Annotated in this window: 9 protein-coding genes; all 9 read left to right on the forward strand. The window is 62.8% G+C overall.

Annotated elements, in window-relative coordinates; all coding sequences use genetic code 11:
* Positions 1-21 precede the first annotated feature (21 nt).
* The 9 genes from WS64_RS02615 to WS64_RS02655 all read left to right on the forward strand — a co-directional run bounded on the left by WS64_RS02615 (position 22) and on the right by WS64_RS02655 (position 14,042).
* On the forward strand, positions 22-1,530 hold the full coding sequence (locus tag WS64_RS02615; RefSeq protein WP_230943830.1) for a class I SAM-dependent methyltransferase: 1,509 nt from the start codon (positions 22-24) through the stop codon (positions 1,528-1,530).
* Positions 1,530-5,252: a glycosyltransferase gene (locus WS64_RS02620; RefSeq protein WP_060965654.1), complete on the forward strand. Its 3,723-nt coding sequence runs from the start codon at positions 1,530-1,532 to the stop codon at positions 5,250-5,252. Before WS64_RS02615 ends, WS64_RS02620 begins: the two co-directional genes overlap by 1 nt.
* Before the next feature lie 12 nt (positions 5,253-5,264).
* Positions 5,265-6,305: a GDP-mannose 4,6-dehydratase gene (gene gmd, locus WS64_RS02625; RefSeq protein WP_059574196.1), complete on the forward strand. Its 1,041-nt coding sequence runs from the start codon at positions 5,265-5,267 to the stop codon at positions 6,303-6,305.
* A complete protein-coding gene (locus WS64_RS02630; protein ID WP_060965655.1) occupies positions 6,283-7,200 on the forward strand; it encodes an NAD-dependent epimerase/dehydratase family protein in 918 nt (305 codons plus the stop codon). Before gmd ends, WS64_RS02630 begins: the two co-directional genes overlap by 23 nt.
* 202 nt (positions 7,201-7,402) lie before the next feature.
* Positions 7,403-8,467, forward strand: a complete 1,065-nt coding sequence (locus tag WS64_RS02635) for a glycosyltransferase family 4 protein (protein ID WP_244166562.1) — start codon at positions 7,403-7,405, stop codon at positions 8,465-8,467.
* Positions 8,464-9,654, forward strand: coding sequence for a glycosyltransferase (locus WS64_RS02640; protein WP_059574194.1), 1,191 nt, complete (start codon positions 8,464-8,466; stop codon positions 9,652-9,654). The genes WS64_RS02635 and WS64_RS02640 overlap by 4 nt, the downstream gene beginning before the upstream one ends.
* 501 nt (positions 9,655-10,155) lie before the next feature.
* Entirely contained in the window at positions 10,156-11,121 is a 966-nt protein-coding gene (locus WS64_RS02645; protein ID WP_059574193.1) for a UDP-glucose 4-epimerase family protein, read from the forward strand.
* Positions 11,122-11,126: 5 nt separating this feature from the next.
* On the forward strand, positions 11,127-12,137 hold the full coding sequence (locus tag WS64_RS02650; RefSeq protein ID WP_060965656.1) for an MraY family glycosyltransferase: 1,011 nt from the start codon (positions 11,127-11,129) through the stop codon (positions 12,135-12,137).
* A 12-nt stretch (positions 12,138-12,149) separates the two neighbouring features.
* Positions 12,150-14,042, forward strand: coding sequence for a polysaccharide biosynthesis protein (locus tag WS64_RS02655; RefSeq protein ID WP_059574191.1), 1,893 nt, complete (start codon positions 12,150-12,152; stop codon positions 14,040-14,042).
* Positions 14,043-14,141 lie beyond the last annotated feature (99 nt).

Raw genomic sequence — 14,141 nt, forward strand, 5'->3', positions numbered from 1 at the left:
AAGTTGCCGTGGAGCACATGCGTGAAAGCGCTGGGCTGCGCCCGGAACGCGTTCACCCGTGACGTCAACCTGATCCAGGAGCCGCGCTTCCCGCGGTGCTACTTGCCGGTGGTGGATAATTTCGTCGATGTGGCTTGGCTGCTGGACGATGGTGAGGAGTTTGTCTTAGTGGATAGCTTTTATCGCGCGTTTGAAGATCAGCATCGAGGCTCAAGGGAACTGATCAAAAGTCGGCTGGCGAAATACCGGCCGTTTATTGCACCCCTTGCGAGGCTCTATCCGGGCGGAAAAGCGTTCGATCTGGGTTGCGGTCGCGGTGAATGGCTGGAGTTGATGGGCGAGTCGGGGTTCGCCGCGATCGGCGTGGACCTCGATGGCGACATGCTGGAAGCATGTCGGGAGCGCGGTCTGTCGGTATTTCAGGGCGATGCCATCGAGTATCTTGCTGCGCTCGACGCCAATAGTCACGCGCTCGTTTCAGCGTTTCACGTTGTCGAGCATGTGTCGTTTGAGCAAGTTCGACGAATCGTCAGCGAAGCGTTGCGCGTACTGAAGCCGGGCGGTCTCTTGATCCTCGAGACGCCGAACCCGGAAAATATCGTCGTCGCGGGCTGCAATTTCTATCTGGATCCGAGTCATGTTCGTCCGATTCCTTCGGAACTCCTGAGTTTCGTGGGCGAGTATGCCGGATTTGCCAGGGTCAAGCGAATTCGGCTGCAGGAGTCCCCTGCGTTGCAGGAAGAGGGGGCGCGGGCCCATCTTATGGATGTGCTCGGCGGTGTCAGTCCGGATTACGCCATTGTTGCCCAGAAACCCTGCGGTGAAGCCGACGCGGCATTTTTCGACGCAGCGTTCGATGCCGATTACGGGCTGTCGCTGGCCGAGCTTGCTGCGCGTTTCGAGGCAGGGGCCACCAGGGCGCATGAGCATGCCGCTGAACAGATCGAGCAGACGCGGAGCGAAATCGGGCGCCTTCATCAACAGACCCAGAGCGAAATCGAGCGCCTTCATGGCGAACTGGGCTTGACTCGCGAAGAAGTGGACGGCACCCGCCGTGAACTGATGCGGGCCGTTGATGAGCTTGCGCAGATCCGCAGCGACCTGGGCAGTGTCCGGGGCGACCTGGCGCAAGTGACCGGCGAACTGAGGCGGGTCCAGGACGACGCGCAGCACGCCGCGGAGCGATTGCAGGCGGTCTATGGCAGCACGTCTTGGCGTGTTACTGCGCCCATGCGAAGCGCCGTCACGTTCGCTCGCGGAGCGAAAGCGACGTGCAAATCCGGCGTGAGGCGTGTGCTGTTCCGAAGCGTCGCGTACGTCAATCGCAACCCTCGTCTGCGACGATTGGCGGTGCGAGCGCTGGGCGCGATGCCTGGTGTGAAGCAGAGGCTCGTTCGGATCATCGTGGGGGCGCCTGCGCAATCGATGCAGAGAAAGCCGATCGATGATGACGGTTTGACACCCCGCGCGCGCGAAGCGTACATGGCGCTCAAGTCAGCGTTCGCGCCGGACCATGGGGATACTGAATAATGCGTATCGTTGTTGACATGCAAGGGGCGCAAAGCCTCAATTCGCGCAATCGCGGCGTGGGTCGTTACACCGAGTCCATCGTCAAGGCGATGATCCGGAATCGCGGCGACCACGAAATCGTACTTGCACTGAATGGCGCGTTCGAGGAGTCCGCGCGGGTCCTGCGCGAGCAGTTCGAGGCATTGCTCCCGGCGGAGAACATTCACGTCTGGTATGCAGCGGCGCCCGTCGCGCATGCGGATAAAGCCAATGCCTGGCGTCGCCGCGCCAGCGAATTGACCTATGAAGCCTTTCTGACGAGCCTGAAGCCTGACTTCATTTATATCGCCAGCTTTTTCGAAGGCTTCGGCGATGATTCGATCACCAGCATTCACGCGCTTCAGACGAACGTCCCGGTCGCGGTTACGCTGTACGACCTGATTCCATACCTCTATGCCAAGCCTTATCTGGAGAATCCTCTTTTCAAGGATTGGTACCTCGAGAAAATTGAACATCTTCGACGCGCGGATCTGTGGTTGGCCATTTCCGAATCGTCTCGCTCGGAAGGGATCGAACATCTGAATTTCTCGCCCGAGTGGTCGGTCAACATGTCCGCCGATGTCGACGCATGGTTCCGTCCCGAGCAGATTTCTGCCGAGCGCGAAACTGCGTTGCGAAGCAAATACGGGCTGACGAAACCGTTCGTGCTCTATACGGGGGGTATCGATCACCGCAAGAACGTCGAAGGCATGATCCGCGCGTTCGCATTGCTGCCGTCCGAGTTGAGGAAGTCGCACCAGTTGGCGATCGTTTGTTCGATTCAACCGGCTAGCCGTGATGCATTGACGCGCCTGGCCCGGCAAGTCGGCCTGGACGCGGCTGATGTCGTATGCACGGGCTTTGTGCCCGACGAGGATTTGCTGTCGCTCTACAATCTGTGCCGCTTGTTCGTCTTTCCTTCGTGGCATGAAGGTTTCGGTTTGCCGGTGCTGGAGGCGATGCGTTGCGGCGCGCCCGTCATCGGCGCGAATACGTCGAGCGTTCCCGAGGTGATTGGCTGGGAGGAAGCGCTGTTCGATCCCAAATCCGACGACGCGATTGCGCAGCACATGCAGCGTGGCCTGACGGACGAGGGTTATCGTCAGGCACTGATCGAACACGGGATGCGTCAGGCGGGCAAGTTCTCGTGGGATCGCAGCGGGCGGTGTGCGCTCGATGCAATCGAGCGGCGGCGTCGGGCTTGGCTCGCCGAAACGCGCGAGCCGGAAGTCCAGTCGAAACGGCCCAAACTGGCCTACGTGTCGCCGATGCCGCCGGCCCGCACCGGGATCGCTGACTACAGCGCCGAATTGCTGCCGGAACTGGCGCGCTTTTACGATATCGACGTCATCGTCGATGCGCAGGCAGCGCGTGAAATACGGCTCGACCAGTTCGCGCCCGTCTCGGTCAAAACGCCGGCGTGGCTGCGCAAACATGCGGCTTCGTACGATCGGGTGCTCTATCATTTCGGCAACTCGTCATTCCACGAGTACATGTTTTCGCTGCTGGAAGCCGTGCCGGGAGTCGTTGTTCTGCACGATTTCTTTCTCTCGGGCGTGCTTGCGCACATGGCCATTCACGGGAACCGTTCCGACGCTTGGTCCAAGGCACTGTATGACGCGCACGGGTACGTTGGCCTGCGGGCACGACATCTGAGCGCGGATATTGCGGACGCTGTGTGGGAGTACCCGTGCAGCTTGGGCGTGGTCCAGAAGAGCCTCGGCGTGATCGTCCATTCTCCCAATTCACTGCGGCTCGCCCGTCGCTGGTACGGCGGGGACGTGGCAGACTGGACCGTCATTCCTCACATGCGCGATGCGCGTATCGCGTCGCATGGCGAGGATGCCCGCGACGCGCTGGGGATCGGCAAGGACGATTTCGTGGTGTGCGCGTTCGGCGGCCTCGGGCCGTCCAAGTTGAATCACCGGCTGCTTGATGCGTGGGGCCGGTCGACCCTCGCGCGCGATCGGGCCTGTCATCTGATATTCGTCGGGGAAAATCAGCCGACCGAGTATGGCGAGAAACTCGCGCGCACCATTCGGCAAATGGGGGATCGGGTCCGCATCACCGGTTGGGCCGATGCGCAGATGTTCCGGCGGTATCTGGCGGCAGTCGATGTCGGCGTGCAGTTGCGTACGCTGTCTCGCGGCGAGACGTCCGGGACGGTGCTGGACTGCATGAATTACGGCAAGGCGACGATCGTCAATGCCAACGGAAGCATGGCAGACCTGGATCGCGAGGCGGTATGGATGTTGCCCGACGAGTTTTCCGACGAGCAACTGGTCGAGGCGCTGGAAACGCTGCGCTCGGATCCGGCACGCCGGCAACGGATAGGCGCACGCGCGCGGGACATCATCGTCAACGCTCATGCGCCCGACGTTTGTGCACAACAGTATCGCGATGCCGTCGAGCGGTTCTATCTTCACGCGAACGCGAATCCGGTCGTATTGTCTCGCGCAATCGCGGTTCGCGCCGGTCAAGCCAGCGACGACCAGTTGCGCACGTGGGCGCTGAGCACGGCGAGGAGCTTTGTTCCGCGCAACAACAAGCGGCAGTTGTTGGTCGACATCTCCGAGCTCGTGCAGGTGGACGCCAGGAGCGGGATCCAGCGTGTGGTGCGCAATCTGCTGAAGGAATGGCTGGATTCTCCGCCCGACGGCTTCCGGGTGGAACCGGTGTACGCCACGACCAAGGACTCCTATCGCTATGCGCGTGAGTTCACGATGAGGTTGATGGGGTTCGACGACGGCTGGCTGCAGGACGAGCCGATCGACTATGCGGCAGGAGACGTATTCGTCGGTCTGGATCTGCAACCGCGGGTCGTCCCAGCGCAGCGGGCGTTTTATCAAACCATGCGATTGCAGGGTGTGCAGGTCAAGTTTGTCGTCTACGATCTGCTCTGCGTGCTGCTCCCTCAGTACTTCGTTCCTGGCGCGGCCGATGGGTTTACGGGATGGCTCGATGTCGTGGCGGAGAACGATGGCGCGTTGTGCATTTCGCAGGCTGTGGCGGCGGATTTGTCGTCATGGCTGGCAACGCACGCTCCGGACCGCGCACGCTCGTTCGAGATCGACTGGTTCCATCTCGGGGCGGATATCGAAAATTTCGCGACGTCTTCGGAAATCCCGCGGGACGGAAGCAAGATGCTTCAACACCTGCGTAATGCCCCGACGTTCCTGATGGTGGGGACGCTGGAACCCCGCAAGGGGCATGCTCAGGTACTTGATGCGTTCGAGCAGCTGTGGCGCGACAATCAGAACGTCGTCAATCTGGTCGTCGTGGGGCGACAGGGCTGGATGGTGGAGGACCTGGTCGCCCGCCTGCGGGCGCACACGGAGCAGGGGCGCCACTTGTTCTGGCTGGAAAATGCCTCGGACGTCTATTTGGAGAAAATCTATGGGGCAAGTTCGTGTCTGATTGCGGCGTCCTATGGTGAAGGCTTTGGTTTGCCGCTGATCGAAGCCGCGCAACATGGATTGGCGATCATCGCGCGCGATCTGCCGGTGTTTCGCGAAGTGGCTGGCGAGCACGCATTCTATTTTTCCGCGCAAGACGGGCGCGAGCTGGCGACCGAGATCGAGGCATGGCTGGAGCTCCGAGCGCAGCAGCAGGAGCCTTCATCTCGCGGTATGCCGTTCCTGACCTGGGCGCAGAGTGCTCGCCAATTGGCAAAAATTCTCATGCGCGATGAAGCGTATTCTTAAAGTAGGATCATTATGTCTAAGAAAACTTCCATCATCACTGGCATCACGGGACAAGACGGTGCTTATCTGGCCGAGTTGCTGCTTGATAAGGGCTACACGGTCTACGGCACCTACCGCCGCACCAGTTCGGTGAACTTCTGGCGCATCGAGGAGCTCGGCATTGCCAAGCATCCGAACCTGCATCTGGTCGAATACGACCTGACCGATCTGTCGGCGAGCATTCGCCTGCTTCAGACGACCGGGGCAACGGAGGTGTACAACCTCGCCGCGCAGAGCTTCGTCGGCGTGTCCTTCGACCAGCCGGTCACGACTGCGGAGATTACTGGCATCGGGCCGCTGAACCTGCTCGAGGCGATTCGCATCGTCAATCCGAAGATCCGCTTTTACCAAGCGAGCACGTCCGAGATGTTCGGCAAGGTGCAGGCGATTCCGCAGATCGAATCGACGCCGTTCTATCCGCGCAGCCCGTATGGCGTGGCGAAGCTGTACGCGCACTGGATCACGGTGAACTATCGCGAGAGCTACGACATCTTCGGTTGCAGCGGGATCCTGTTCAACCACGAGTCGCCGCTGCGCGGCCGCGAATTCGTCACGCGCAAGATCACCGACTCCGTCGCGAAGATCAAGCTCGGCCAGCTCGACGTACTCGAACTGGGCAACATGGATGCGAAGCGCGACTGGGGCTTCGCGAAGGAGTATGTCGAGGGTATGTGGCGCATGCTGCAGGCCGACGAACCGGACACGTACGTGCTGGCCACGAACCGTACCGAGACCGTGCGCGATTTCGTGAGCATGGCGTTCAAGGCGACGGGTGTCGACCTCGAATTCAAGGGCAGTGACGAGCAGGAAGTCGGTATTGATGTCGCCACCGGCAAGACGCTGGTTCGCGTGAATCCGAAGTTCCATCGGCCGGCCGAAGTCGATCTGTTGATCGGGAATCCCGAGAAGGCGAAGCAGAACTTGGGCTGGGAGCCGAAGACGACGCTCGAGGAGCTGTGTGCGATGATGGTTCAAGCAGATTTGCGCCGAAATGAACGCGGCTTCTCGTTCTGATACGCCGCGCGCCCTGGTGACGGGGCTCGGCGGCTTCACCGGCGACTATCTCGCGAAGTCGTTGCAGGCGGCCGGCTATCGCGTGTTCGGCACGACGCACGGCTCCGAGGTGACCGGAGCCGGCATGTACCGGGTCGATCTGTGCGACCGGGCGGCGCTGGCAAAGGTCGTCGCGGACGTGCAGCCGGACGTGGTCGCGCATCTCGCCGCGGTGTCATTCGTCGCGCACGGTGATGCGGACGCGATCTATCGCACCAATGTGGTCGGCTCGCGGAATTTGCTGGAGGCGCTCGCGAGTCTGGCAAATCGTCCGCGAGCAATTCTGCTGGCGAGTAGCGCCAATATCTATGGCAACGCGGCGGTCGAGATCATTGACGAATCCGTCGAGCCGAATCCCGCGAACGATTACGCGGTCAGCAAACTGGCGATGGAATACCTGGCGCGCCTGTGGCAGGACAAGCTGCCGATCGTCGTTGCGCGTCCGTTCAACTACACGGGCGTCGGGCAGTCGCCGCAGTTTCTTCTGCCGAAGATAGTCGGCCATTTCCAGCGCGGCGAGCGTGTGATCGAACTCGGCAATATCGATGTCGAGCGAGATTTTTCCGACGTGCGGCGCGTGGTGGATGCCTATCGGCGTCTTCTGGAACAAGCGCCGGCTGGCGGCGTGTTCAACGTTTGTTCGGGCCGGGCGGTGTCGCTGAAGGCGGTGATCGCGATGATGGAGCAGATCGCCGGCTACACGATCGACGTCCAGGTCAACCCCGCGTTCGTACGTGCGAACGAAGTGCGCCGATTGCAGGGCAATGGTGCGCGGTTGCAGGCCGCTATCGGGCAGCTCGACGACATTCCGCTGGAGAGTACGTTGCGCTGGATGTTCGAAGCGGGGCGTGGGTGAGCGTCGGTTTCGGTATGGTCGCGTCGGTTTCGCGTGGTGCGTACGCCGTCTCGGCGGGTGCACGTCGGCAGTTTGTCGAACGGGCGGGGTGCGACGAGGTATCGATGTCGGTCGGCCGGATTGTACGATTCCCCGCGTTCGGCGGCCGCGTTCGCGTCGCTTGCGAGTGGGCCCGGATGAGGAGCAGCACGTGAAGTTGGGGGTGGATATCACCTGGATGGTGGGCAACTACCGCGGCATGGGGCGATTCGCCCGGCAACTGGTGGAACCGGTCAGCGCGTCGGTGCTGGGTCTGGCGCCGAGCGGCGTGAGTGCCGACGAGTGGCCGTTCGTCAGTGACGGTCACGGTTTCTTCCCGTGGTGGGAGCAGGTCGAGTTGCCGCGCTTGTGCCGTGAGCAGAAGCTCGACTATCTGCTATGCCCGTATAACACGGGGCCGCTGCGGTCCACGGGCAGCACGCGGGTGATCGCGGTCGTCCATGACCTGATCTACATGAAGCCGTGGCATGTGCTGCCGCCGGCGCGATCGTTGTATCAGACCGTTGGGCGGGTTTACCGTCGTCAAGTGGTGCCTCGGCTCGTTCGCCGGGCCGACGCCGTGCTCACCATCTCACGCTTCACACAGCGAGAGTTGATGGAGCGGTTCGGGTTGCGCGAGGCGGACGTCCCTGTCATTCCGTGCACGATTTCGGACGACTGGTTCGCGCCGCCGGTCAGTTGGTCTGCCCGCCAGCCGTATCTGTTCACGGTGGCGGGAGAAGTGCCCAGCAAGAACGTTGACCGTTTGCTGCAGGCTTTCGCGATGGCGAGGCCCGCACTGGGCGATGACGCACGGCTCAGGATCGCGGGGATCAAATCCGACCATCACGCGCACTTTCTCGGGCGAGCGAATGCGCTTGGGCTGGGGGGCGTCGTCGAACTGCTGGGCTACGTGTCGCGAGAGGATCTGCGGCAGCAGTACCGCCACGCCCGCGCGTTCGTCTTTGCGTCGTTGTTCGAAGGGTTCGGGATTCCATTGCTGGAAGCGATGGCGTCCGGTACACCGGTCGCATGCAGCAACACGACGTCGATGCCCGAGATCGTCGGCGAGTGCGGCCTGCAGTTCGATCCTTATTCGGTCGAGGACATGGCCGAACAGATCCGCCACGTATGGGGCGACAGTACGCGATTCGACGTGGCGGTCGGTGCCGGCATGGACCGCGCGCGCACCTATTCGGCGTCTGCCGTTCGTCCATCGATTCAGGATTTCTGGGCCCGCCTGTCATGAGCCAGAACAAGAAGAAACTGCTGGTGCTGACGCCGCGGTTTCCGTATCCGGTGATCGGCGGCGACAAGCTGCGGATCTACCATCTCTGTCGCGTGCTGTCCCGCCATTACTCGCTGACGCTGCTGAGCATGTGCGAGACCGACGAAGAAATGCATGCCGTGTTGCCGGACGACGGCGTGTTCGACCGCGTCGAACGGGTCTTCCTGCCTCGCCGGCTGTCGTACCTCAATACGCTGCTCGCGTTGCCGACCCGCACGCCGTTGCAGGTCGCGTACTACCGGAGCCGCGCATTTGCGGCGGCGGTGGCGAGATTGCTGCCGTCGCATGATGGCGTATTCGTGCATCTCGTGCGCTGTGCCGAATATGTACGCAAGTCGGACAAGCCGCGCATCCTCGAAATGACCGACGCGATCTCGCTCAACTACAGTCGTGTGAAGCAGTTGAAGAACGCACGAGGACTGAAGTCGCGCGTGTTCGGTATCGAGGCAAAGCGCCTGCTCGACTACGAGCGAACGATCGTCGACGACTTCGATCTCTCGGTGCTGGTTTCCAGAACCGATCGCGACTACCTGTTTCCTGGCGCGTCGGGCAAGAACGTGATGGTGTGCTCGAACGGTGTTGACCTGTCGGGCCTGCCGTACACGCCGCGCAGCATGGCGAGCCGCGTCGTGATTTTCATCGGCGACATGCGCACGGTCCAGAACCAGGATATGTGTCACTTTTTCGCCGGGGCCGTGTTGCCGTTGCTGCGCAAGCGTGCCGACTATCGTTTCCGGATCGTGGGGTCGATCGTACCTGCACTCGCCGAACGATTTCGCGCGTACGACGGCGTCGAAGTGACCGGCCGGGTCGAGTCGGTTGCGCAAGCTGCGTCAGACGGCGCAATCGGCGTATGTCCGATGCGCATCGGTGCGGGAGTGCAGAATAAGATTCTCGAGTACATGGCGCTCGGGCTACCCGTCGTTACCACGTCGCTGGGCCATGAGGGCTTGGGTGCTGAAGGGGGGCGGGAACTGTTGATCGCCGATACGCCGGAGGAATTTGTCGATTGCATCGAACAACTCGTCGCCGACGAGGCCGCGTCGGTAGAGATGGCGGCGCGAGCGCGCACCTTCGTCGAACGTGAGCATGGGTGGGAGCGAATGATTGCGCCGCTCGTCGAAAAGGTGAATGCGTTGCTGGCTTGATCGCTGTCGTGCCCGTCGCGGCCCGTATGCGTACGGCTCGGTTGCAAACAGCGGTTCGAGCGCCGTCGGCCCGGCCATTCGAGGCGCCCGGCTTGGAGGCCGCGAGCCGGCACGGTTACAATTTGGGACGCGTCCGATTGAACCCCCGGGCAGCGGCGGTCTTCTTTCATGACGACCCCGGTCACATCAGCGGTGCAGCATTTATGTCCGATCCAGAGGCCGCGCATCGATTCGTATCGGCCCTGCCGCGGCCGGGTGCGCGGTGGTGCGAATCGATGACGGTGTCCACGATCGATATCCTCCCCGTTTTCGAGAGCCATCCGTGTTCCTCTTTGGCCCCTTTCCCGTATGCGTGCGCCCGCTGGGCACTGGCGGTCCCACCTGCGATGTAGCGCGTGGCGTCGTGACGCGCGCGCTTGACGCTCCGATTTCGTGCGTGGTCATCGGCAGTGGCATCAGGCGGTTATGTAGCGATGTCCGCCGGCTGAGTCGGAGGCGATCATGACGCATCTCGTTGTCACTGGCGCGAACGGCTTCGTCGGCCGCGCGGTTTGCCGTCTCGCGCTGGACGCCGGGCACGCTGTCACCGCACTCGTGCGGCGGCCGGGCGGATGCGTCGACGGCGTACGCGAGTGGGTGCATGGCGGCGCCGATTTCGATGGCCTCGCCGAAGAATGGCCGGCCGACCTGACCGCCGATTGCGTGATCCACCTCGCCGCACGCGTGCACGTCATGCGCGACGAGTCGCCCGATCCCGACGCGGCATTCGACGCGACCAACGTCACGGGCACGCTGCGTCTCGCCGAGGCCGCGCGCAAGCATGGCGTGCGTCGGATCGTGTACGCGAGCAGCATCAAGGCGGTGGGCGAAAGCGACGGCGGCGCACCGCTGTCTGAAAGCGTGCGCCCCAACCCACAGGACGCATACGGCCGCTCGAAGCTGCGTGCGGAACAGCAACTCGCGCGGTTCGGCGCATCGGCCGGGCTCGATGTCGTCGTCGTGCGGCCGCCGCTCGTCTACGGCCCGTCCGTCCGTGCCAATTTTCTGCGAATGATGGATGCGGTGGCGCGCGGGATGCCGCTGCCGCTCGGTTCCGTCTCCTCGCGCCGCAGCATCGTCTACGTCGACAATCTCGCCGATGCGATGCTGCAATGCGCGACGAACCCGCACGCGGCCGGTGAATGCTTCCACGTTGCCGATGACGACGCACCGTCCGTCACGGGCCTGCTGCGTCTGGTCGGCGACGCCCTTGGCAAGCCGGCGCGGCTTCTGCCGGTTCCGGCCGCGTTGCTACGTGCGCTCGGCAAGGTGACCGGCCGCAGCGCGGCGATCGATCGCCTGACCGGCAGCCTGCAACTCGATACGGGCCGGATCAAGCGCGTGCTCGGTTGGCAACCGCCTTATACGACCCGGCAGGGCCTCGAAGCGACCGCCGCATGGTATCGTTCGCGCGATACACAACGATAGTCGACATGCCTTTCCCGATATTCACGTGGCCCGTTGCGGTGGCGCTGGCCGCCGCCATCGCATCGACGGCCATCTTGCGCGTGCTGCTCGCGACCGGCCTCGCGTGGCGTCTTGCCACCGACATCCCGAACGATCGTTCACTCCATACGCTGCCGACTCCGCGCGTCGGCGGGTGGGGCATCGTGCCGGTTTGCATCGTCGCGCTGCTGGCGCTGGCGCCGCACCTGTGGCTGATCGCGGTCGCCGCCGCCGCGCTTGCCGCGATGTCGCAGATCGACGATCGGCGCGGGCTACCGGCCCGCGTGCGGTTCTCGGTGCACCTGGCGTCCGTCGTCGCGCTGATCGCTGTCTACCCGGCCGATGCGCCGTGGTGGCTGCTCTTCGGCGTCGGCTTCGTGATGGTTTGGCTCACGAACCTGTACAACTTCATGGACGGCGCAGATGGCCTCGCGGGAGGTATGGCGCTGTTCGGCTTTGGCGCGTACGCGGTCGCGGCGTTGACGGGCGCGCATCCGTCCCCCGATCTCGCCTTGACCGGGGCGGCGGTGGCGGGCGCGGCGTTCGGCTTCCTGCTACTCAACTTCCATCCGGCGAGGCTGTTTCTCGGCGATGCAGGTTCAATTCCGCTCGGTTTCCTGGCCGGGGCGCTCGGCTATTGGGGCTGGCGTACGGACGTCTGGCCGATCTGGTTTCCGGCCCTGGTGTTCGCGCCCTTTATTGCGGACGCGTCTGTAACACTTTTGAGACGTCTGTTACGCGGCGAAAAGTTCTGGCAAGCGCACCGGGAGCACTATTATCAAAGGATGGTCCGATCAGGCGTAGGTCACGGACGGACCGCTCTTTATTGGTACCTCATCATGCTCGCAGGCATAATCGTCGCGGTGTGGGCAAAGGGCCGCCCGGAATGGCAGCAATGGCTGTCATTCTTCGCGTGGTACGCCATCCTGGCATGCATAGGATGGTCGATCGACATGCGCTGGCGCCGGTTTCAGGCGGCCGCCGAAAACAATTCGTGAGGTTTCCCGCCGATGTTGCGATCCAAAGCATCGTGGCTGTCACTGAGTGCTTTCCTGTTCGACCTGACGGCCGTTGTCGCGTCGTGGTTGTTCGCTTATCTCATTCGTTTCAACGGCAGCGTTCCGTCTGATTTCCTGAGCGGCGCGCTGATGGCCCTCGTCTGGGTGCTGCCGGTCTACGCGCTGATGTTCCACCTGTTCGGCCTGTACCGCGGGCTGTGGGTATTTGCGAGCCTGCCCGACCTGATGCGCATTTCGAAGGCAGTCGTCGGCGGTGGCGTGATCGTGATGATCGGCGCCGTGATGTTCCAGCCATCGCCGATCATCCCGCGTTCGGTGCTGCTCGTGTCGCCGCTGATGCTGTTTCTTGCGATGGGCGGGGCGCGCGCGCTGTATCGCGCGACGAAGGAGTTCTACCTGTACGGCGGCCTCGTCGGGCAGGGCAAGCCCGTGTTGGTGCTCGGCGCCGGCACGGCCGGCGCGAGCCTCGCGCGCGAGCTGTCGCGTTCGGGCGAATGGCGTCTGGTCGGCTTGCTCGACGACGACGTCACCAAGCAGGGGCGCGAGATCTACGGCTACAAGGTTCTCGGCTCGTTCAACGACCTGAAGCACTGGACAGACGCGCTGAAGGTCGAATACGCGATCATCGCGATTCCGTCGGCATCGGTCGAAACGCAGCGCAGGGTGGCGACGCTGTGCGTGCGCGCCGGTGTGAAAGCGATGGTGCTGCCGTCGCTGACCGCATTGATGCCGGGGCAGGGGTTCCTGTCGCAGGTCCGCAATATCGACCTCGAGGATCTGCTCGGTCGTGACGCGGTGACAATCGATACGCCGCACGTCGAGGCGCTGCTGCGCGGCCGCGTCGTGATGGTGACGGGCGCGGGCGGCTCGATCGGATCGGAACTATGCCGGCAGATTCTTCGTTTTGCGCCGGCGCAACTCGTCGCGTTCGACCTGTCCGAATACGCGATGTACAGGCTTGCTGAAGAGTTGCGCGAGCGTTTCCCCGACCAGCCGGTGGTGCCGATCATCGGCGACGCGAAGGATTCGCTGTTGCTCGACCAGGTGATGTCGCGCCATGCGCCGCACATCGTGTTCCATGCGGCAGCGTACAAGCATGTGCCGCTGATGGAGGAGCACAACGCGTGGCAGGCGCTGCGCAATAACGTGCTCGGTACGTATCGCGTCGGGCGCGCGGCGATTCGTCACGGGGTGCGTCATTTCGTGCTGATCTCGACCGACAAGGCAGTCAATCCGACCAATGTGATGGGCGCGAGCAAACGTCTTGCCGAGATGGCCTGTCAAGCGCTGCAGCAAACGAGCGGCGGCACGCAGTTCGAGACCGTACGCTTCGGCAACGTGCTCGGCAGCGCAGGCAGCGTGATTCCGAAGTTCCAGCAACAGATCGCGAAGGGGGGGCCGGTGACGGTCACGCATCCCGAGATCACGCGATTTTTCATGACGATCCCGGAAGCATCGCAACTCGTGCTGCAGGCATCGAGTATGGGACACGGCGGCGAAATCTTCATTCTCGACATGGGCGAGCCGGTCAAGATCGTCGATCTCGCACGTGATCTGATCCGCCTGTACGGGTTTTCGGAAGGCCAGATCCGGATCGAATTCACGGGTCTGCGGCCGGGCGAGAAGCTTTACGAGGAGCTGCTCGCGGATGACGAAACGACGACGCGCACGCCGCATCCGAAGCTGCGGATAGCGCGCGCACGGGAAGTGCCGGATCATCTGCTCGATGAATTGCTGCCGTGGCTGATGCAGAACCGCGTGCTGAGCGACGACGAGGTGCGGCGCGATCTGCGGCGCTGGGTGCCGGAATATCAGACCGCCGCAAGTCCTGCCCTTCAAGCCGTATCGGCGTTGTTCCCGCCGAAGTCCGCGACGCGAGGATAGCGGACGCGGGTACTACCAAGCGTGCCCGCCGACCGTAGCCATTTTTGAAACCATTCTTGGATAAAAGGGCGCAATGCATCGAACATACGATGCAATCCG

The sequence above is a fragment of the Burkholderia anthina genome (assembly GCF_001547525.1).
GTDB lineage: Bacteria > Pseudomonadota > Gammaproteobacteria > Burkholderiales > Burkholderiaceae > Burkholderia > Burkholderia semiarida.

Excerpts from the sequence above, each read along its gene's own strand:
- WS64_RS02650 (WP_060965656.1), top strand. The coding sequence starts at position 11,127 with ATGCCTTTCCCGATATTCACGTGGCCCGTTGCGGTGGCGCTGGCCGCC.
- WS64_RS02640 (WP_059574194.1), top strand. The coding sequence starts at position 8,464 with ATGAGCCAGAACAAGAAGAAACTGCTGGTGCTGACGCCGCGGTTTCCG.
- WS64_RS02645 (WP_059574193.1), top strand. The coding sequence starts at position 10,156 with ATGACGCATCTCGTTGTCACTGGCGCGAACGGCTTCGTCGGCCGCGCG.
- WS64_RS02655 (WP_059574191.1), top strand. The coding sequence starts at position 12,150 with ATGTTGCGATCCAAAGCATCGTGGCTGTCACTGAGTGCTTTCCTGTTC.
- gmd (WP_059574196.1), top strand. The coding sequence starts at position 5,265 with ATGTCTAAGAAAACTTCCATCATCACTGGCATCACGGGACAAGACGGT.
- WS64_RS02630 (WP_060965655.1), top strand. The coding sequence starts at position 6,283 with ATGAACGCGGCTTCTCGTTCTGATACGCCGCGCGCCCTGGTGACGGGG.
- WS64_RS02620 (WP_060965654.1), top strand. The coding sequence starts at position 1,530 with ATGCGTATCGTTGTTGACATGCAAGGGGCGCAAAGCCTCAATTCGCGC.